Source organism: Marinobacterium rhizophilum, from assembly GCF_024397915.1.
In the GTDB taxonomy this organism is placed as follows: domain Bacteria; phylum Pseudomonadota; class Gammaproteobacteria; order Pseudomonadales; family Balneatricaceae; genus Marinobacterium_A; species Marinobacterium_A rhizophilum_A.
Genome location: NZ_CP073347.1, coordinates 3,573,935 through 3,592,698, shown reverse-complemented (window position 1 = coordinate 3,592,698; position 18,764 = coordinate 3,573,935). Strand labels below are relative to the sequence as shown.

16 protein-coding genes are annotated in these 18,764 nt (G+C 61.2%); 8 read left to right on the top strand and 8 right to left on the bottom strand.

The genetic code is table 11. The features are described from left to right. Window positions 1-26 precede the first annotated feature (26 nt). The 3 genes from dnaN (at window position 27) to gyrB (ending at window position 4,873) form a co-directional block, all read left to right on the top strand. On the top strand, window positions 27-1,130 hold the full coding sequence (gene dnaN, locus KDW95_RS16125) for a DNA polymerase III subunit beta (RefSeq protein WP_255852842.1): 1,104 nt from the start codon (window positions 27-29) through the stop codon (window positions 1,128-1,130). Window positions 1,131-1,179: 49 nt separating this feature from the next. Continuing rightward, window positions 1,180-2,271, top strand: a complete 1,092-nt coding sequence (gene recF / locus KDW95_RS16120) for a DNA replication/repair protein RecF (RefSeq protein WP_255852841.1) — start codon at window positions 1,180-1,182, stop codon at window positions 2,269-2,271. A 181-nt stretch (window positions 2,272-2,452) separates the two neighbouring features. Further along, the gene (gene gyrB / locus KDW95_RS16115; RefSeq protein ID WP_255852840.1) at window positions 2,453-4,873 is read left to right on the top strand and encodes a DNA topoisomerase (ATP-hydrolyzing) subunit B; all 2,421 of its coding nucleotides are present in this window, start codon (window positions 2,453-2,455) and stop codon (window positions 4,871-4,873) included. Between the two features lie 259 nt (window positions 4,874-5,132). Here the strand turns inward: gyrB and KDW95_RS16110 are convergent, their stop codons facing one another. The 3 genes from KDW95_RS16110 to KDW95_RS16100 form a co-directional block, all read right to left on the bottom strand. Next, complete coding sequence (locus KDW95_RS16110) at window positions 5,133-5,768, bottom strand: glutathione S-transferase family protein (RefSeq protein ID WP_255852839.1); 636 nt, start codon at window positions 5,766-5,768, stop codon at window positions 5,133-5,135. 36 nt (window positions 5,769-5,804) lie between these two features. Next, window positions 5,805-6,503 (bottom strand): helix-turn-helix transcriptional regulator, encoded by a 699-nt coding sequence (locus tag KDW95_RS16105; protein WP_370646632.1) that lies wholly within the window; start codon window positions 6,501-6,503, stop codon window positions 5,805-5,807. 886 nt (window positions 6,504-7,389) lie between these two features. After that, the gene (locus KDW95_RS16100; protein WP_255852837.1) at window positions 7,390-8,346 is read right to left on the bottom strand and encodes a GlxA family transcriptional regulator; all 957 of its coding nucleotides are present in this window, start codon (window positions 8,344-8,346) and stop codon (window positions 7,390-7,392) included. 92 nt (window positions 8,347-8,438) lie between these two features. Between KDW95_RS16100 and KDW95_RS16095 the strand changes: the two genes are divergently transcribed. After that, a complete protein-coding gene (locus KDW95_RS16095) occupies window positions 8,439-8,990 on the top strand; it encodes a cysteine hydrolase family protein (RefSeq protein WP_255852836.1) in 552 nt (183 codons plus the stop codon). A 204-nt stretch (window positions 8,991-9,194) separates the two neighbouring features. Here the strand turns inward: KDW95_RS16095 and KDW95_RS16090 are convergent, their stop codons facing one another. The 3 genes from KDW95_RS16090 to KDW95_RS16080 form a co-directional block, all read right to left on the bottom strand. Further along, complete coding sequence (locus KDW95_RS16090) at window positions 9,195-9,677, bottom strand: SRPBCC domain-containing protein (RefSeq protein ID WP_255852835.1); 483 nt, start codon at window positions 9,675-9,677, stop codon at window positions 9,195-9,197. A gap of 296 nt (window positions 9,678-9,973) precedes the next feature. Next, window positions 9,974-10,597, bottom strand: coding sequence for a glutathione S-transferase family protein (locus KDW95_RS16085; protein WP_255852834.1), 624 nt, complete (start codon window positions 10,595-10,597; stop codon window positions 9,974-9,976). Between the two features lie 150 nt (window positions 10,598-10,747). After that, window positions 10,748-11,260 (bottom strand): MarR family winged helix-turn-helix transcriptional regulator, encoded by a 513-nt coding sequence (locus KDW95_RS16080; protein ID WP_255852833.1) that lies wholly within the window; start codon window positions 11,258-11,260, stop codon window positions 10,748-10,750. A gap of 106 nt (window positions 11,261-11,366) precedes the next feature. On the opposite strand from KDW95_RS16080, the gene KDW95_RS16075 reads away from it, so the two are divergent. From KDW95_RS16075 to KDW95_RS16060, 4 genes are all read left to right on the top strand, one after another. Then, window positions 11,367-12,302: an EamA family transporter gene (locus tag KDW95_RS16075; protein WP_255852832.1), complete on the top strand. Its 936-nt coding sequence runs from the start codon at window positions 11,367-11,369 to the stop codon at window positions 12,300-12,302. Window positions 12,303-12,312: 10 nt separating this feature from the next. Next, window positions 12,313-12,930 carry a nitroreductase family protein gene (locus KDW95_RS16070; RefSeq protein ID WP_255852831.1) on the top strand — a complete coding sequence of 206 codons (618 nt, stop codon included), beginning with the start codon at window positions 12,313-12,315 and terminating at the stop codon, window positions 12,928-12,930. 395 nt (window positions 12,931-13,325) lie between these two features. Next, window positions 13,326-14,858 (top strand): histidine ammonia-lyase, encoded by a 1,533-nt coding sequence (hutH, locus tag KDW95_RS16065; protein ID WP_255852830.1) that lies wholly within the window; start codon window positions 13,326-13,328, stop codon window positions 14,856-14,858. A gap of 367 nt (window positions 14,859-15,225) precedes the next feature. Further along, entirely contained in the window at window positions 15,226-16,548 is a 1,323-nt protein-coding gene (locus tag KDW95_RS16060) for a Na+/H+ antiporter family protein (RefSeq protein WP_255856528.1), read from the top strand. Between the two features lie 182 nt (window positions 16,549-16,730). Here the strand turns inward: KDW95_RS16060 and KDW95_RS16055 are convergent, their stop codons facing one another. Both KDW95_RS16055 and KDW95_RS16050 read right to left on the bottom strand, forming a co-directional pair. After that, entirely contained in the window at window positions 16,731-17,690 is a 960-nt protein-coding gene (locus KDW95_RS16055) for a DUF808 domain-containing protein (protein ID WP_255852829.1), read from the bottom strand. A gap of 135 nt (window positions 17,691-17,825) precedes the next feature. Continuing rightward, a complete protein-coding gene (locus KDW95_RS16050; RefSeq protein WP_255852828.1) occupies window positions 17,826-18,725 on the bottom strand; it encodes a LysR substrate-binding domain-containing protein in 900 nt (299 codons plus the stop codon). Window positions 18,726-18,764: the final 39 nt, after the last annotated feature.

Below are 18,764 nucleotides of genomic sequence, written 5' to 3'. Positions count from 1 at the left end.
ATCGGATCGGAACAAGGTAGATCGCCATGAGATTCGTCATATCGCGCGAAGCGTTAATCAAACCCCTGCAGTTGGTCGCCGGTGTCGTCGAACGTCGTCAGACCTTGCCGGTACTGTCCAATATTCTGCTGGTCGCCGAAGGTGATCAGCTGTCCATGACCGGGACCGACCTTGAAGTCGAGCTTGTGGGTCGGGTGACTCTGGATGAACCGGCCGAAGCCGGCTCCGTGACGGTGCCTGCGCGCAAGCTGATGGACATCTGCAAGTCGCTGCCGGACGATGCCCGCATCGAGCTGGCGCTCAGCGGCCAGAAGATGGTGATCAAGGCCGGGCGCAGCCGCTTCAGCCTGTCGACCCTGCCGGCGGCCGAATTCCCCAATGTGGAAGACAGCCCCCAGGCGCTGGATCTGAACCTGACCCAGGGGCACCTGCGTCACCTGATCGACCAGACCGGCTTCTCCATGGCCCAGCAGGATGTGCGCTACTACCTCAACGGCATGTTGCTGGAAGTCGCCAACGGCCAGCTGCGCGCCGTCTCCACCGACGGTCATCGCCTGGCGACCTGTATTGCCGATGTCGTGGCCGATACCGACAGCACGCACCAGATCATCGTACCGCGCAAGGGTATCCTGGAGCTGGCCCGCCTGCTGCAAAACGGCGAAGACGGCGTGCGCCTGCTGATCGGTGCTAACCATATCCGTGCCCATGTTGGTGATTTCATCTTCACCTCCAAGCTGGTTGACGGCAAATTCCCGGATTATCAGCGCGTAATCCCGCGCAATGGCAACAAGTACATGCTCGGCGACCGCCAGGTGCTGCGCCAGGTGCTGAGCCGTATCGCCATCCTGTCGAACGAGAAGTACCGCGGTGTGCGCCTGCTGCTGACCAGCGGTTTCCTGCAGGTCATGGCCAATAACCCGGAGCAGGAAGAAGCCGAGGAAACCGTGGCGGTGGACTACGATGGCGAATCCCTGGAGATCGGCTTCAACGTCAACTACCTGCTCGACAGCCTGTCGATCCTGAACTCGGAAACGGTGCGCTTCACCCTGTCCGATGCCAACAGCAGCGCGCTGATCGAGGGTGTCGACGAAAGCGACAGCCTCTATGTCGTCATGCCGATGAGAATGTGATCAGCGGTTACGCGAAAGCCGGGCCCCTGTGCCCGGCTGAATTTCCCTTATGCCGATAAAAAACCTCCATGTGCAGCACGTTCGCAACCTGTCGGATGTGCGCATAGCGCCGTCGCCGCGGATCAATATAATCAGTGGTGACAATGGCAGCGGTAAAACCAGCCTGCTTGAAGCCCTGCATTTCCTGGGGCTGACCCGTTCCTTTCGTACCAGCCAGTTTCGCCACCTGCTGCAAAGCGGCACCGATAATTGCCTCGTCTTCGCCCAGGTTGATCCTGCGGGCAGCGGCGAGACCCAGCCCCTTGGCGTGGAGCGGCGCAGCGACGGCGATGTACGCATCCGCCATGCCGGCCAGACGCTGGGCCTGTCCGAACTGGCCGAGCTGCTGCCGCTGCAGGTGATCGACTCCGATACCTTCCAGCTGCTCGAGGGCAGCCCCGGTGTGCGGCGCCAGTTTATCGACTGGGGCGTGTTTCACGCCGACCGCAGTTTTATCCAGTTGTGGCGCGGCTTTCGGCGCATATTGAAACAGCGAAACTCACTGCTTAAATGTGGTAAAATCGACCACCGGCTGCGGCGTGTCTGGGACAAGGAATTTGTTGCCTATGCCGAGCAGATGACGGCGCTGCGAGCGCACTATATTGAACTGTTAAAACCCGATTTTGAAACCACCCTCAGCCGCTTGCTGGGGGGCGTCCCGGTCGACCTGAAATTCAGCCCGGGCTGGGATCAAAAGACCCCGCTGGATGAGTTGCTGGAAGAGGGCCTGGCGCGGGATCTGAAACAGGGTTTTACCGGCAGCGGCCCGCAGCGAGCCGATTTGCGGGTGCGTACGCAAGGACAAAGTGCCGCGGAGCGACTGTCCCGCGGCCAGAAGAAACTGGTGGTCAGTGCGCTGAAACTGGCCCAGGGTGCCCTGTTCTATCGTTTGAATAACCGCCCCTGTATTTACCTGATCGACGATTTGCCGTCGGAACTGGATGAACAGCATTGCCGCCTGTTCTGCCAGTTCCTGGAGGAGACCTCCAATCAGTGCTTTATAACCTGCGTCGATCCCACCGCACTGGGCGGGTTCTGGCTTGCGGAAACCGATGTCAGTCGTTTCCGGGTTGATGCGGGGACGCTGTCGAACGCGGACTGAGTAGCTGCTCCGGTTCTGCAGCGGATCACAGATCCGGTGCCGTCAAGGCATCCGTATGGCTCCAGCGCCCGCGAGCGCCCCTGAACAGCAGGGAATTTCGCAAAATTCCGCCCGGTACAGTGGGCGACATTGAGCAGGTCGGGACGGCCTGCTTGATTGCCAGGTCAACAGGAGATATTTGATGAGCGACGAAAACCAGAGCTATAACTCCTCGAGCATCAAGGTCCTCAAGGGTCTTGATGCCGTGCGCAAGCGCCCTGGCATGTATATCGGCGATACCGATGACGGTACCGGTCTGCATCACATGGTGTTCGAGCTGGTCGACAACTCGATCGACGAAGCCCTTGCCGGTCATTGCTCCGAAATCCGCGTGGTGATTCACCCGGATGAAAGCGTCAGCGTGGGCGACAACGGTCGCGGCATTCCGACCGAGCTGCACGAGGAAGAAGGCGTGTCGGCGGCCGAGGTCATCATGACCGTGCTGCATGCCGGCGGCAAGTTCGATGACAACAGCTACAAGGTGTCCGGCGGCCTGCATGGCGTGGGTGTCTCGGTGGTGAACGCGCTGTCCAGCGAACTCAAGCTCACCATTCGTCGCGCCGGTGAAGTGTTCGAGCAGACCTACCACGACGGCGTGCCGCAGGAGCCGCTCAAGGTGGTGGGGGAAACCAGCAACACCGGTACCAGCGTGCGCTTCAAGCCCTCGCCGGCCACCTTCACCCATATCCTGTTCCAGTATGACATTCTGGCCAAGCGCCTGCGCGAGCTGTCGTTCCTGAACTCCGGCGTGCGCATCGTGCTGCGCGACGAGCGCAGCGCCCGTGAAGACATCTACGAGTACGACGGTGGCCTGGGGGCCTTCGTGGCCTACCTCAACCAGAACAAGAGCGCGGTCAACAAGGTGTTCCATTTCAACTCCATGCACGAAAACGGCGTGGGCGTTGAGGTGGCACTGCAGTGGAACGACACCTTCCAGGAAAACATCTACTGCTTTACCAACAACATTCCGCAGCGCGACGGCGGCACCCACCTGTCGGGCTTTCGTACCGCCCTGACCCGCTGCCTGAACAACTACATCGAATCCGAGAGCCTGAACAAGGGCAGCAAGGTCGCCACCACCGGTGACGACAGCCGCGAAGGCCTGACGGCCATCGTCTCGGTCAAGGTGCCGGACCCCAAGTTCTCGTCCCAGACCAAGGACAAGCTGGTCTCCTCCGAGGTGAAAACCTCCGTGGAGCAGATGATGGGGCAGGAATTCAGCGCCTACCTGCAGGAAAGCCCGCAGGAAGCCAAGGCCATCGTCTCCAAGATGATCGACGCCGCCCGTGCCCGTGAAGCCGCCCGCAAGGCGCGCGAAATGACCCGCCGCAAGGGTGTGCTCGATGTGGCCGGCCTGCCCGGCAAGCTGGCGGACTGCCAGCAGAAGGACCCCGCGCTGTCCGAACTCTACCTGGTGGAGGGTGACTCCGCCGGCGGTTCCGCCAAGCAGGGCCGCGACCGCCGCAACCAGGCGATCCTGCCGCTCAAGGGCAAGATCCTCAACGTCGAGAAGGCCCGCTTCGACAAGATGCTGTCCTCGGTTGAGGTCGGCACCCTGATCACGGCCCTGGGCTGCGGTATCGGTCGCGAGGAATTCAACCCGGACAAGCTGCGCTACCACCACATCATCATCATGACCGACGCCGACGTCGACGGTTCGCACATCCGTACCCTGCTGCTGACCTTCTTCTTCCGCCAGATGCCGATCCTGTTCGAACGCGGCCATATCTACATTGCCCAGCCGCCGCTGTACAAGATCAAGAAAGGCAAGCAGGAACAGTACCTCAAAGACGACGATGCGCTGGAAAACTACCTGCTGCAGGGGGCGCTCGATGGCACCAGCTTCCATGTCAACGAAGACGCACCGCCGCTCAGCGGAGCCTCGCTGGAAACCCTGGTGAACGAATACCGCGCCGTCGACAAGCTGATCAACCGCCTGAGCATGCTGTACCCCACGCACCTGCTCAAGCAGATGCTCTACATGCCCAAGCTGGACAAGGATCAGCTGAAGGATCGCGCAGCCGTTCAGCAGTGGACGCAGCTGCTGTGTGACAAGCTGTCCGAGCAGACGGTGGGCAACGAGCGCTACCTGTGCGAAATCGTGGAAGACCGCGAACACAGCCAGTTCCTGCCGGAAGTGAACCACCTGCTGCACGGGGTGGAAAACTACCACCGCTTTGGCGAAGACTTCTTCGGCTCGCGGGATTACCTGGCCATCACCACCCTGGGTGACAAGCTTGGCTCCCTGCTCGAAGAAGGCGCCTACATCAAGCGTGGCGAACGGGTGCGCCCGGTGAACAACTTCGAAGAAGCCCTTAACTGGCTGCTCGACCAGTCCCGCCGCGGCCACTACATCCAGCGCTACAAGGGTCTGGGCGAGATGAACCCCAGTCAGCTGTGGGAAACCACCATGGACCCGGATTCGCGCCGCATGCTGCAGGTCACCATCGATGATGCCATCGCCGCTGACCAGCTGTTCACCACCCTGATGGGTGATGACGTGGAACCGCGTCGCAACTTCATCGAGGCCAACGCCATGCGGGTGTCCAACCTCGACGTTTAATACCCGGATCGGATCACAGCGTGTGATCCGATGGCTTGTAAAAATGCTCCTGTGTCCCACTGCGGTGTGGTGCAGGAGCATTTTTTTTGGCTGTCGGTTGGCGTCGGGGTACTTATACATGCACTGAAATATCAGCCGACGTAGGTCGGGTTAGCCCGCAGGGCGTAACCCGACATGACAGGGTTGGCCTGTCACCACAAAGCGTCGGGTTACGCTGCGCTAACCCGACCTACGGGGCTGATGCACTGGCCCGGCGTTGCTACGCGGTCACCGGGGCACTCTGAGCCATCATTTCCTGGATCATGGTATCGGCCCGCTTCTTGGCGGCGCGCTCCAGCAACGGGGCGACATAGGCTTCGAATTCCGGCTTGCGGGAAATGAGGTTGAAATTGATCCCGAAGTTGAGCAGTGAACCCACATAGACGTCCGCAGCGCTGAACCGGTCACCGGCCACACAGGATCGCCCGGCCAACCAGCCCGCCAGGGTGTCAAAGGTCATCTCGAACGAGCCATAGCCGAAACGCCGCTGCAGCTCGGCAGTATCGGCTTTCCAACCCGTGGCATAATCGGACATGGCCGGTTCGCCGCAGGCGGCGGCGAAGAACAGCCAGCGATAATACTCGCCACGGTTGTCCAGCGGCGGCGCCAGGCCGGCCTCCGGGAACGCATCGGCCAGGTAGGCGCAAATGGCGGCAGCCTCGGTCACGACCACATCACCGTGCCGGATGGCGGGCACCTTGCCCATGGGGTTGATGGCCAGGTATTCGGGCGCTTTCATGGTGGTGCCGTACTCCACTACCCGGATCGAATACGGCTGGCCGATTTCCTCAAGCATCCAGTGCACGATGGCGCCACGGGACTGGGGGCTGGTATAGAAAATCAATTCCTTGCTCATGGGGTTTTCCTTTCACTGGGTGGGTGTCAGGAAACTTTAACGCTCACCACTGTCAGTTTTTGTCAGCAGTGTTTTGCGCCACTCCTTCATCATCTGGTAGCGGCGTTTGGGCGTCTTCTCGCACAGCACCCGGGCCTCCAGGATACGGTCGACACGAAAGTGGCGGTAGTCATTGCGCAGTTCACACCAGGCCGCCAGCACCCGCGTGGAATCAAAGAAACCGACGGTCACCGGCCACACCACCCGTTCGGTCCTCGCCCCTTTCTGGTCCGCATAGTCGAGGGACAACTTGCGTTCCTCGTTCAGCGCCTGCCGGATAAGCGGCAAGTCCTCCCGCTGCGGCGGCTGCTGGTGCGGGACAATCACCAGGGAGTCGTCTTCGAAGCGCTGGCGTAGCTGTGGTGGCAACACCGCCTCGAGCTTGGCCATGGCGTCCCGCGCCGCCTGCCCCATGGGGCCATCGGTACGATGCCCGGCCCATTTGAGTCCCAGTGCCAGGGCCTCGATTTCCTCTGCCGAGAACATGAGCGGCGGCAACAGGAAACCCGGCTTGAGCACATAGCCCAGCCCAGGTTCGCCATCGATCTCCGCGCCCATCGACTGGAGCGTGGCGATATCCCGATAGAGCGTACGCAGGGAAATCCCGGTTTCCTCTGCCAACAGGGCGCCGCTCACTGGCCGGCGGTGGCGGCGGAGGATTTGCAGGATGTCTAAAAGGCGTTCGGTGCGGGACATGGGGTTCGGCTGCAGGGTTGGCAAGGTGTGTATAACGATTGTGTCCCAACACAATCGACAGTAAAAGCGAGTCTAGCATATCGACCTTTCCGGCCGCGTTTTCCAACTGATGGGGTTACAAGGGCACCTGGGTTTGCGGCTCGGCATCTCCTACCTCGTCCCTGGCGGGACTGGTCGGAAAGCACGCCCAGTGCTTGTCGGGTTATGGACATGGATGTTCTGTATGCAGGCAATGCAGGAGCAATTGTCTACCCTGACGGGACCCGGGCGGTCGCTGTAAGCATCTGGAATTACTCCGGAAATAAACTCAGGGCCGAAGCGACCTCTAGCAGACGTAGGTCGGGTTAGCCCGCAGGGCGTAACCCGACATGACGGGGTCGCTCATGGTTTACAGCGTACGTTCGTGAGCTGGTAATTAGGTATACTGTCCCCGGAATTCGCGGCGGGAGATATCGGACATTTTTCGGTGGTTTGATAGTTTTTCGACTTTTTTCTTGTCACTTTCTTTGCTCGCGCGAAAGAAAGTAACCAAAGGCTCTCTACCTTGAAGAATGCGCCCGAAGTAGCCGTGACACTGCGCGCTGGAACGATTTACCGGGCGCCGCTGACGTCACGTCCATGTGCCGCAGCGGCGGCTCGGCATCCATGCCTCGCCCCTGCCGGGCCTGATCGGAAAATCCTCCCAGTGCTCGTCGGCTCCTGACGGGATCCAGGTGGTCGCTGTAAGCATCTGGAATTGCTTCGCAAGCGTACTCAGGGCCGAAGCGACCTCAAGGCCGCTAATGGCACAAACCGGGGAATTCCGGGGACAGTACACCTGTTTTCAGGATTGGGCCTTATCTCGCTGAATGATTGAATTCTTGCCGACCCTGTCGGCTTGCGGCACTTAGCCGTCAACGTACTGAGCGCAAAATCGGTCCCGGTGTTGGCTTGGGGTCAGGCCGGTCTGCTTGTGGAACATGCGCCGAAAAGCACTGACATCCGCGTAGCCAACCTGCCAGGCTACAAGTTCCACGGTGGTCGCTGTGTTCTCCAGCAGCTCCCGGGCTTTCTGCACCCGTTGCTGTTGCAGGTACTCTGCCGGTCGCAAGCCCGTTGCCCGGTGAAAACGGCGCATGAGGGTGCGCGCTGTCAGGTTGGCTATCGAGGCCATATCCTCGACGCTTAAGGGGTGCGCGCAGTCCCGGTGTATCTGGTGCTGGACCCTGAGTATCGCCTTGTCGCTATGGTCCAGCACGGGCCTGAAGCAACGGTAATAGCTTTGCTGGCGGGCACCGGTATCCACCAGCAGAAAACGGCCAAGCGCCTGCACCACCGTCGGTGGCACGTAACGCCCGATAAGGTGCAGCCCCAGGTCCATCCAGGCCATTACGCCACCTGCTGTAACAATATCCGAATCGGCCAGCAGCAGTGCATCCGTATCCAGCTCCACGTCCGGGTATGCGCGCCTGAAGGCGCCTTCCAGTTGCCAGTGGGTCGTGACCCTGCGCCCTGCCAGCATTCCGGCCTGCGCCAGCAGAAACGAGCCTGCACAGGCGGAACTGACGACAGCGCCGCGCTTGTGCCAGTTTGCCAACTGGGCACAGAGGTTCGGCTGCGGCTCCAGGTACGCCTGGCCTTCCAGTATCGGCGGCACTATGACCAGGGTGGGTAAGGCGCTCGCATCATCCAGGGCCGCCGCTTCCCCTGCCTGCCAGCGCACTATCTCGAACAGCACCTCGGGTGCCGGCTGCATTTCAGACAGGATACGGTTGGCGGCCTGAAACAGGTCTATCACACCGTAGACCGCAGACTGCGCGGATCCGGGAATATCCACAAGGGTGACGCAGATGGTCTGGGTCATGTCAGTTTTGGCCCTGTTATTGTCAGATTTGCCACCGGCACAGCCTAGCAGCTGGGTTTAGCATTATCGATACAACTCAACCGGAGGCACCCATGAGCAAGATAGCCCTGATCATCATCGATATGCAGAACGACTACTTCCCCGCGGGCAAGTGGCCCCTCGAGGGCATTGACGCCGCCGCCGCCAATGCGGCGCGGGTACTGGCCCATTTCCGCGAGCACAAGCTACCGGTCGTGCATGTTCGCCATGAATTCCTGTCCGATGATGCCCCCTTTTTCACCCCCGGCAGTGATGGCGCCAACATCCACGACAGTCTGCAACCGGCCGAGGCTGAGTTCAGGGTGTTGAAAAACGGCGTTAACAGTTTCAACGGCACCGAACTGCAGGCCTTGCTGCAGCGCGAAGGTATCAGCGCGCTGGTGATCGTCGGTGCCATGAGCCATATGTGCATTGATGCCGTTGCCCGGGCAGCGGCGGATCTGGGATACAGCAATACCCTGCTGCACGACGCCTGCGCCACCCTGGATATGGAGTTCAACGGTGTAAAAGTCCCGGCAGCCCAGGTTCACGCGGCTTTCATGGCGGCCCTGGCCTTTGCCTATGCCGAGGTGATCGCTACTGACGAGTTTCTGGCGCGTCAGTGATGCATCTGGCAGCCGGGGCCTTGCAGGCTGTCTGGCTGCCCGTTTCTTTCAGGCGCAGCGCGCTGCACTGACGCGGGCTTTCGCCAGCCCTGGTGTTGGCTACAGGCCTGGCAGTCAGGGCCTGGGTTGAGATCTGAGTGTTGCAATGCACGGGGAGCGTCTACGTCATTGGCCTGCCTGCTTATCGCCTCCTGCTTTTCCTGCTCAGGAGGATTTTCCCGTTTCGGCTTCCGCCAGGGCGGCCAGTTGTGCGGCGACCGCTGTCCAGCCTTCGGTAAAGCCCATCTCCTTGTGCTTTTGCAGATCCTCCGGGTTCCAGTGCCGGGCGCTGGCCCGGTAGCGGGTGCCCTCGCCTTCGGCCTCGATCTCGAAGATGCCCACCATAAAGGCCTGCTGCGGGTTCCACTGGCTGTCAAAGGCGTCGGTGAAGACAAAGCGTCGGCCGGGCATAACGTCGAGAAAAACACCACGGCAGGGAATCTGTTCAGCGTCCGGCCCGAACATAGTGGTATCGAAGGCGCCGCCCGGGCGCCATTCGATCGCGTTGACCTCCGTTCGCCAGGGCGCCGGGCACCACCATTGCGGCAGTTGCTCGGTGATCACCCGCCACACCCTGGCTGGCGGCGCCTCTATATAGCGGCTAACGGACAGTTCATGCAGGGTTTCTGAAATATTGGATGTACACATGGTTCTTTCCCCTGTTGCGGCTATGCCTGACTGATACCGATTAGTGAAAGCGCTCTACCCTTGGCGCCTTTCTGTCGACTGGATTCAGGCACCAGATACAAGGTGGAACAGTCCTGCAGCAATGGCAAGGTCGGACCTCGGGCTTATCGGGGAGTAACACGGTGCTCTTTGCCGTGGCCTGTGGATAACTGTGCGCAACCCTGGTTATGCACAGCCGTTATATGCCGATACCCGGGGCCTGTGGGCGCCCGGACATCGGCCGCTTGGGGTTGCCCGGCGTCTTGTGGATACCTGTATCAAGCGCTCTGTCGCAGCCCGACGTTGCTCTGTTCAAAAGGCACGAAGCCTGGCAGGGCTTCGATGCGTGCGAGCCAGCGGTGGATGTTGCCGTAGGGGCCCAGGTCGACATTGCCCTCCGGGGCACTGGCGATATAGCTGTAGAGGGCAATGTCCGCGATGGTGATACCGTTGCCGGTTATGAAGCTGTGGTCGCCAAGTTCCGCGTCAATTACCGCCAGTACGGCGTGGGCGCGCTCGATGGCTGCAGCGGCATCCAGGTTGGCGCCGAACAGGGTCACCAGGCGCGCAGCGGCCGGGCCGAATGCGATCTGGCCGGCGGCAACGCTGAGCCAGCGCTGTACCGCGGCGGCACCTGCCGGGTCTTGCGGCAGCCAGTCGGTCTTGTCGAACTTCTTCGCCAGGTACACCAGGATGGCATGGGAATCGGCTACCAGGGTGTCACCGTCTTCCAGCAACGGCACCTGACCAAAGCGGTTTTTCTGCAGATAAGCCGGTGTCTTGTGTTCACCGGCGGCGAGGTCGACGGGCACAAGCTCAACATCAGCGCCTATCAGGGAGGCAAACAGACGCACCCGGTGGGCGTGGCCGGAAAGAGGGAAATCATGGATCTTGATAGCCATTGTCAGGGCTCCTGCCTGGAGAGTTGGGTTCGCCCGTTAGCGGGCACCCCAGGAAGATTAAATAATGTCCCAAGACGACAGAATCCCCGCCGGACTGAATTCATTATTTCTTTAAGTGGAATAGCAGGCAGTTATCCACGCCCCTGCGGCTCAGTCTTTGGCCGGCTCCAGTACCGCCAGCAGGCTGGCGAGGCTTTCCTCCAGGGCCGCAAGGTCAGCGGCACCCAGTGGCGCCAGGATACGGTGTTCGTTCGCCACATGGGCTTCTACGGCGCGGTCAATCAGCTCCAGTCCTGCCGGGGTCAGCTTGAGCAGCTTGCTGCGGGCATCGTCCGGGTTGGCCAGTCGTTCTACCCAGCCGCTGGCTTCCAGGCGCTGCATGCGGTGGGTCATGGTGCCGGACGTGACCATCAGGGTGGAGAACAGCGCGGTGGGCGCCAGGCAGTAGGGTGCGCCCGAGCGGCGCAGGGTTGCCAGTACATCGAACTCCCACAGGGTCAGGCCGAAGGCCGAAAAGGCTTCATCGAGGCGGCGCTGCATCAGTGCCGAGCAACGCTTGAGGCGGCCAATGGTCGCCATCGGGCTGGTATCCAGGTCCGGGCGCTCGCGCTGCCACTGGGCGAGGATGGCATCAACCGCATCGGGCTGTCGTTCGGTGCTCATTGTGGGTCTCCATGGAATCAACCGAGTAAAGAGCAGGATAAAGTATCTTGATATCAAGATAATCCTGTGCGAGACTCATTTTTTATCTTGGATTGAAGATAATATCATGAGCACTCGATCGCAACACCCCGTCGGACTCGATGTCCTGCTGACCGCGCTGGCGCCGGTCATCTGGGGATCGACCTATATCGTCACCACCGAACTGTTGCCACCGGACCGGCCCTTTACGGCCGCGGCACTGCGCTGCCTGCCGGCGGGCATTCTACTGGTGCTGCTAAGCCGGCAACTGTTGCCAGGTGCGCAATGGGGCCGCCTGCTGGTACTGGCCGCGCTCAATATCGGTTTCTTCCAGGCACTGCTGTTTGTAGCGGCCTACCGCCTGCCGGGTGGCCTGGCGGCGGTGGTGGGTGCCATCCAGCCGCTGCTGGTGATGGGGCTGGCCTGGTCCATCGATAAACGCCAGCCGGCCTGGCTGGCGGTGGTGGCGAGCCTGGTCGGCGTCGCGGGCATGGCGGCCTTGCTGCTGGCACCCGGGGCGCGCTGGGATCCAGCCGGTATCGCGGCGGCACTGGTGGGTGCGGCCTGCATGGCAGCCGGCACCTTTCTGGCGCAGCGCTGGCGCCCGGCGGTGCCTCTGCTGGCGTTTACCGGCTGGCAACTGCTGGTGGGTGGCCTGGTGCTGCTGCCGCTGGCCTGGATCATCGATCCGCCCTTGCCGGCGCTGGATGCCGGCGCAGTGCTGGGCTACGTCTATCTGTCGTTGTTCGGTGCCCTGCTGGCCTATGGACTTTGGTTCCGCGGCATTGCCCGGTTGTCGCCGGTGGCGGTGTCATCCCTGGGGCTGCTGAGCCCGTTGACGGCCGTTGTGCTGGGCTGGGCACTGCTCGGGCAAGACATGACGGGCATCGCCCTGCTGGGCTTCGTGGCGGTACTGGGCAGTATCCTTGTCGTGCAGTGGGCATCCCGCCAGGCTGCTGCGGCGCACTCATCAGAGTTGCACCTTTCACCCCGTGCAGCTGTTCAAACGCACACGCTGAAATAAGGAGTTAACCATGTCCAATGCAATCAAGCAGCTTATCGAGAGCCGCGTATCCACCGGCCGTTATGACCCGGCGCGCAGGCTGTCAGAGGCCGAGGTGAGTGAGCTGGTACGCCTGGCGACCCGTGCCCCTTCGGCCTTTAACGTCCAGAACTGGAAGTTTGTGGCTGTGTGCAGCCCCGAAGCCAAGGCACGCCTCAGGGCCGCAGCCTTTGATCAGCCCCAGATCGAAGATGCGGCGGTGACCTTTATCGTCTGTGGCACCCTTGGCGCCCACAAGGACATGCCGCGGGTACTGCAGCCATCGGTCGATGCCGGCATTGTGCCCCAGACGGTGGCGGATGGCTGGGTCGAGATGGCAACGGCATCCCATGACGGCAATCCGCAGCTGCAGCGCGACGAGGCCTTTCGTTCGGCATCGCTGGCGGCGATGACCTTGATGCTGGCGGCCGAAGGCATGGGGGTGTCTACCGGCGCGATGAGTGGCTTCGATGCGCAAGCGGTGGCGGCGGCCTTTGAACTGGATGCGTCAGAGGTGCCCGTGATGCTGGTCACCGCAGGCTACGGATTGGCGACCAACTGGCCGCAGAAGCCCCGCCGGCCGCTGCAGGAAGTGATGACAGTGGCCTGAGCGGCAGGCGCACCAGGTGGCGTATCAGTTTGGTTAATCAGGCCACAGTTTTTCGAATCCGCTGCCGGCACGGGGTTCGGGACTATGCTTGAGGCAGGAGTAACGTCTTCAGTACGACCACAACATCTTTTCAAGTCATTGTTATATAAGAATAAAAATTTCGTCACTTCGGCGCCTGGCAGAGACTGCGGCACCGAGTCCGCCAAGGTGTTCTGTTCTCGCGACGCTGGGTCGTGAAATTTCGTTATTGCGGTGCTGAAGGTCATTAATATATATAGGTATATACATATGGCGTTGATTTGGAGCTCTGTGCTGCCGCCTTGGCGTTACAACGCTGTTGCTGGCTAGCGGGCTCACTTGCCATACCTTGACCTAACCCGAAGCAGGAACGACCGATGTATACAGTGACTATTCAGCCCGGCGAGATGACGCTGTCCCAACTGCGTGCCGTGGCACAGTCTCCTTCTGAGCTCTCGCTGGCGCCTTCCAGCCACGAGGCGATTCAGGCCAGCAGCGCTGCGGTGTCCCGCGCCATTGCCCAGGGGCGCGTGGTGTATGGCATCAATACCGGTTTTGGGCTGCTGGCCAATACCCGCATCGCGCCCGAGGATCTTGAGTTGCTGCAACGCAGTATCGTGCTGTCCCATGCTGCCGGCATTGGCACGCTAATGGCCGAATCGACGGTACGCCTGATGATGACGCTGAAGATCAACTCGCTGGCCCGTGGCTTTTCCGGTATCCGTCTTGAGGTGATTGAAGCGCTGATCAGGCTGGTGAATGCCGAGGTTTACCCCTGTGTGCCGCAGAAGGGATCGGTGGGTGCCTCTGGCGACCTGGCGCCGCTGGCGCACATGAGCACCGTGCTGCTGGGCGAAGGCGAAGTGACCTACCGCGGCGAGCGGTTGTCCGGGGCTGAAGGCCTGCGCATCGCCGGTCTCGAGCCCATTACCCTGGCACCGAAAGAAGGCCTGGCACTGCTCAATGGCACTCAGGCATCCACCGCCTTTGCGCTGGAAGGCCTGTTTGCCGCTGAAGATGTGTTTGCCGCAGCGGTGGTTGCCGGGGCCACGTCGGTGGAGGCGGCGCTGGGCAGCCGGCGTCCGTTCGATGCCCGGGTGCATGAGGTTCGTGGCCAGCATGGCCAGATCGCCGCCGCCGCCGCGTACCGTCACCTGCTGGGTGAGGCATCAGAGGTTGGCGATTCCCACCAGGGCTGTGAAAAGGTACAGGACCCCTACTCGCTGCGCTGTCAGCCCCAGGTGATGGGAGCCTGCCTGCAGCAGATCCGCCAGGCCGCCGAGGTGCTGCTGGTGGAATCGAATGCCGTATCCGACAACCCGCTGGTATTTACCGAGACCGACGAGTTTATTTCCGCCGGCAACTTCCACGCCGAGCCGGTGGCCATGGCGGCCGACAACCTGGCATTGGCAATTGCCGAAATCGGCTCGCTGTCCGAGCGCCGCATGGCGCTGCTGATCGATTCCAACCTGAGCAAGCTGCCGCCCTTCCTGGTGGACAACGGCGGCGTCAATTCCGGTTTCATGATCGCTCAGGTGACGGGCGCGGCGCTGGCATCGGAGAACAAGTCGCTGGCGCATCCGGCCTCTGTCGACAGCCTTCCTACCTCGGCCAACCAGGAAGACCATGTGTCCATGGCTACCTTTGCTGCCCGCCGTCTGCGTGACATGGCCGATAACACGGCCGGCATTCTGGCGGTGGAGTACCTCGCAGCCTGCCAGGGGCTGGACTTCCGTGCGCCACTGAAAGCCGCCGAGCGGGTGGAGGCTGCCAAGGCCGAGTTGCGTGCCGAGGTGCCGTTCTATGACAAGGACCGCTACTTCGCGCCGGACATCGAAAAAGCGCAGGCGCTGGTCCAGAGCGGCGCACTCAGCCGATACATGCCGGCACAGCTGCTGCCGAGCCAGTAAGGCCGCGATCCCCGACCGTCAAGCCACACCGGGCGCTGTGTGACCGGTGTGGTCAGCCGGAAAGTCCGCTCCCATCTGAAAGCCTGCTATTGCTGTGCCTGAACCTCGGCAATCCGACATGAGAAATCGGAGTTGCAAGCGGGCGCGTATCCTTGCACCCTTTTGCGCCTTGGGGCAGTCCGGGGCGTCAGGTGGATGACGGCACCCTTCTGTATACCCATAACTATAAAGAGGAATCTCAATCGTGAGTCATGATCTATCCACCCCGACGGTCTCTGAACAGGGCGTCTCCCGTATCGTGATCGCACTGTTTGCGGCGATCGCCGGTTACGTGCTGTACCGCACGCTCGATCCGGTTGGCTTTGGCATGAACGCCGTGCTGGTGAGTGTACTGGCGATGCTGTTGCTGAGCCTCGTGCGGGTCAATGTCGTCATTTCGCTGATCACCGCCTCGCTGCTGGGGGGCGTGATTGGTGGCCTGTCGATCGAAAAGACCCTGGCCTCCTTTAATGAGGGCTTGAGTGGTGGTGCCCAGATTGCCCTGAGCTATGCCCTGCTCGGCGCCTTTGCGGTGGCCATTTCGAAGTCCGGAATCCCGCATATGCTGGCGGACAGGATCGCAACGCTGCTGGGAAAGAGTGACAACCTTAACCGGGTTGGGCAGATTCGCTATGGCCTGATCGGCCTGCTGCTGGCTTTCGCCTGTTCGTCGCAGAACATCATTCCCATCCATATCGCCTTTATTCCGCTGCTGGTGCCACCGCTGCTGTTCGTTATGGCGAAGCTGCGCATGGATCGCCGGCTTGTGGCCTGCGTGCTGACCTTTGGTCTGGTCACGCCCTACATGCTGCTGCCGGTTGGCTTCGGTTCCATTTTCCTCAACGATATCCTGCTGGCCAATATTCAGAAGAGTGGTCTGGACATCAGTGGTATCAACCCGTTTTCGGCCATGCTGATTCCGGCCATGGGCATGATCGCTGGCCTGCTGATCGCCATCCTCTTCAGTTACCGCGGCAAGCGTGACTACGATATGGACCTTGTTGCCCGTACCGAAAGCTGCCACCGCGCCTATTCCGCCAAAACGATGCTGGTGGCGGCGGGCGCCATTCTGGCCGCCTTTCTGGTGCAGCTGCAAACGAGCTCGATGGTGCTGGGCGGGCTGATCGGCTTTCTTATCTTTTCGCTGTCTGGAGTGCTGAAGTGGAGCGAGGGTGACGACGCCTTTACCGAAGGTATGAAGATGCTGGCCATGGTGGGCTTCATCATGATCGCCGCCAGCGGCTTCGCCCAGGTATTGAGGGATACCGGACATATAAGCTCGCTGGTCAGTGCGTCGGCTGAACTGGTGGCGGGCAGCAAGGGCATGGCGGCCCTGGCGATGCTGGTTGTCGGACTGCTGATTACGCTGGGCATCGGGTCGTCGTTTTCGACAATTCCCATTATCGCGGCGATCTATGTACCGCTGGCAATGCAGCTGGGGTTCTCGCCGATCGCCATTGTTGCCCTGGTGGGTACGGCAGGGGCGTTGGGCGATGCGGGCTCTCCGGCATCTGACTCGACCCTGGGGCCCACGGCGGGCCTCAACATTGACGGCCAGCACAACCATATGTGGGACACGGTGGTGCCGACATTCCTGCACTATAACCTGCCATTGATGGTCTTCGGCTGGGTGGCCGCGACAACGCTCTAACGCTGGCAGAGTCCGCATCCGGGATGGAAAACCTGTCCCGGTGCGGGTTGTCGGTCCAGCCGATAACAGTGGCCTCGCTGCTGTCTGTGCTGCAAGCAATGCTCGCGTGTTCCAATGAATGTTTCACGTGGAACTCCGCTATCCTCCTTCCTTCCTTCCTTCCTTACTTCCCTTCCGGTGGTTCAACCTGGTGTGGGGTTCTTGCGCATGAACAGTCGCTGCCCCAGCTGAAAGATGGCAACCAGAATGGCGCCACTCACAATGCCGATCACGGCGTTGCCGAGCGGGCCTGCGAACCAGGCAAGCACAGCCCCTATCTGCGGAATGCCCGCTAGCCACTGGCTGCCATGGTGAAGCCAGTCTTCGGCGCCGGGCACGCCATGAACTAGAATACCGCCGCCGACAAGGAACATGGCGGCAGTGCCGACGATCGACAGCGTCTTCATCAGTAGCGGTGCAAAGCGCAACAGCGCGGTGCCAAGCCAGCGGCTCAGATGACGTCTTTCATCCTCCTTGTGACGCTGCAGCAGGTGCAGCCCGGCATCATCCAGCTTGACGATACCGGCGACCAGGCTGTAGACCACGAAGGTCATGCCGAAGGCGATCAGGCTCACCACCGCCACCTGGGTCGTGAAGCTGGCGTCGCTGACAATGCCCAGGGCGATAACGATAATCTCGGCCGACAGCACAAAGTCGGTACGGATCGCGCCCCTGATCTTGTTCTTTTCAAACGCGACCAGGTCGACCTGGGGATCACTCAGTGCCTGGATTTTCTCCAGGTGGGCCTGTTCTTCCTCCTCCCTGCTGTGCGTCCAGCCATGGGCGATTTTCTCAAACCCCTCGAAGCACAGGTAGGCGCCGCCCAACATCAGCATCGGCAGGATCAGCCAGGGTGCAATGACACTGATGAGCAAGGCACCGGGTACCAGCACCAGCTTGTTTTTGAACGATCCCTTGGCAACCGCCCAAACAACGGGCAGCTCGCGTTCCGCTCTGACGCCGGTCACCTGCTCGGCATTGAGGGCCAGGTCGTCGCCAAGCACACCGGCGGTTTTCTTGGCTGCGACCTTGGACAGTATGGTGATGTCATCGAGCACGGTGGCGATGTCATCGAGTAACGCAAGAAGGCTGGTGCCGGCCATGGTCTGCTGGTTCCTTTGGGTGTGAGTGAATGCACGGGGTCAGGCAAGCGCCGCCGCGAGAGCGGGTGCTTGCCGTATCCAAGCATATACCATGAAGCATGACCGCAGTGTACGGGCCGGGCTTCAGGCCCGGCCTTACCTGATGGCAAGGCCAGGGTTAGCGCTGGCTGGCCGCAGGCGCTCGATGGTGTCCCGGAATGCCCTGATGCTGGGCAGGGTCGAGTCCTTGCGCCACACCAATTGGGTTGTGGCCAGTCCGATCTTCCGCCCCGGGGTTTCCGTTGCCAGTTCATCAAACTGGGGGTGCAGCGCCAGCACCGAGCGGGGCAGCATTGCGATTCCCATGCCGGCCAGCACACAGGCGAGCATGGTGTGATGGCTGGGTATCTCGACGGTTCTGTCGGGCCGGCGATTGCCGCTGTCGAGCCACTGCTGGATGCGGTTGCGGTACGAGCAGCCCGGATTAAAGGTGACGATGGACAGGGGTGACGGCAGTGCCGCCACGCCCCGGGTGTGGCTGAGCGCGGCGGGTTTCACGACGAGCAGTTCTTCTTCAAAGCAGGGATACAGCGCCAGGCGCTCGTCCAGTACCGGGTCTGCCGCCAGGGCGATATCCAGCTCGCCGTCGAGCACCGCGTCGACCAGGGTGCCCGAGGCGCCGGTTCTCAGCTCGATATCGACCTGGGCAAAGTCCCGGTGGTATGCGCTCAATATGGCCGGGAGGTGGGCCGCCGAGGTGCTTTCCATGGAGCCGATGCGAAGTACTCCGCCGGGCTCGGGGTTGGTAAGGTCATCAATCGCCTGTTGCCGGAGGCGGATCAGCCTTTCTGCGTGCTCAAGCAGGCGGGTGCCTGCCGGGGTTATCTTCAGGCGGTTTTTCTCGCGCAGGAACAGTGGCTGTTGCAGTGCCTGCTCAAGTTTCTGAATCCGCGCGGTCACGTTGGAGGGCACCCGGTGCAGCTGCTCGGCGGCCTTCGAGATGCCACCCGTGTCAACGACCGCCTTGAAAACCTGCAGGTCAGAAATATCCATCATGAGGATCGCTTCCACATTTGTATTCATTAAATATGATAA

What these genes read in the sequence shown, in the direction of transcription:
- dnaN (WP_255852842.1), top strand. Translation starts at nt 27, where the DNA reads ATGAGATTCGTCATATCGCGCGAAGCGTTAATCAAACCCCTGCAGTTG.
- recF (WP_255852841.1), top strand. Translation starts at nt 1,180, where the DNA reads ATGCCGATAAAAAACCTCCATGTGCAGCACGTTCGCAACCTGTCGGAT.
- gyrB (WP_255852840.1), top strand. Translation starts at nt 2,453, where the DNA reads ATGAGCGACGAAAACCAGAGCTATAACTCCTCGAGCATCAAGGTCCTC.
- KDW95_RS16110 (WP_255852839.1), bottom strand. Translation starts at nt 5,768, where the DNA reads ATGAGCAAGGAATTGATTTTCTATACCAGCCCCCAGTCCCGTGGCGCC.
- KDW95_RS16105 (WP_370646632.1), bottom strand. Translation starts at nt 6,503, where the DNA reads ATGTCCCGCACCGAACGCCTTTTAGACATCCTGCAAATCCTCCGCCGC.
- KDW95_RS16100 (WP_255852837.1), bottom strand. Translation starts at nt 8,346, where the DNA reads ATGACCCAGACCATCTGCGTCACCCTTGTGGATATTCCCGGATCCGCG.
- KDW95_RS16095 (WP_255852836.1), top strand. Translation starts at nt 8,439, where the DNA reads ATGAGCAAGATAGCCCTGATCATCATCGATATGCAGAACGACTACTTC.
- KDW95_RS16090 (WP_255852835.1), bottom strand. Translation starts at nt 9,677, where the DNA reads ATGTGTACATCCAATATTTCAGAAACCCTGCATGAACTGTCCGTTAGC.
- KDW95_RS16085 (WP_255852834.1), bottom strand. Translation starts at nt 10,597, where the DNA reads ATGGCTATCAAGATCCATGATTTCCCTCTTTCCGGCCACGCCCACCGG.
- KDW95_RS16080 (WP_255852833.1), bottom strand. Translation starts at nt 11,260, where the DNA reads ATGAGCACCGAACGACAGCCCGATGCGGTTGATGCCATCCTCGCCCAG.
- KDW95_RS16075 (WP_255852832.1), top strand. Translation starts at nt 11,367, where the DNA reads ATGAGCACTCGATCGCAACACCCCGTCGGACTCGATGTCCTGCTGACC.
- KDW95_RS16070 (WP_255852831.1), top strand. Translation starts at nt 12,313, where the DNA reads ATGTCCAATGCAATCAAGCAGCTTATCGAGAGCCGCGTATCCACCGGC.
- hutH (WP_255852830.1), top strand. Translation starts at nt 13,326, where the DNA reads ATGTATACAGTGACTATTCAGCCCGGCGAGATGACGCTGTCCCAACTG.
- KDW95_RS16060 (WP_255856528.1), top strand. Translation starts at nt 15,226, where the DNA reads ATGAACGCCGTGCTGGTGAGTGTACTGGCGATGCTGTTGCTGAGCCTC.
- KDW95_RS16055 (WP_255852829.1), bottom strand. Translation starts at nt 17,690, where the DNA reads ATGGCCGGCACCAGCCTTCTTGCGTTACTCGATGACATCGCCACCGTG.
- KDW95_RS16050 (WP_255852828.1), bottom strand. Translation starts at nt 18,725, where the DNA reads ATGATGGATATTTCTGACCTGCAGGTTTTCAAGGCGGTCGTTGACACG.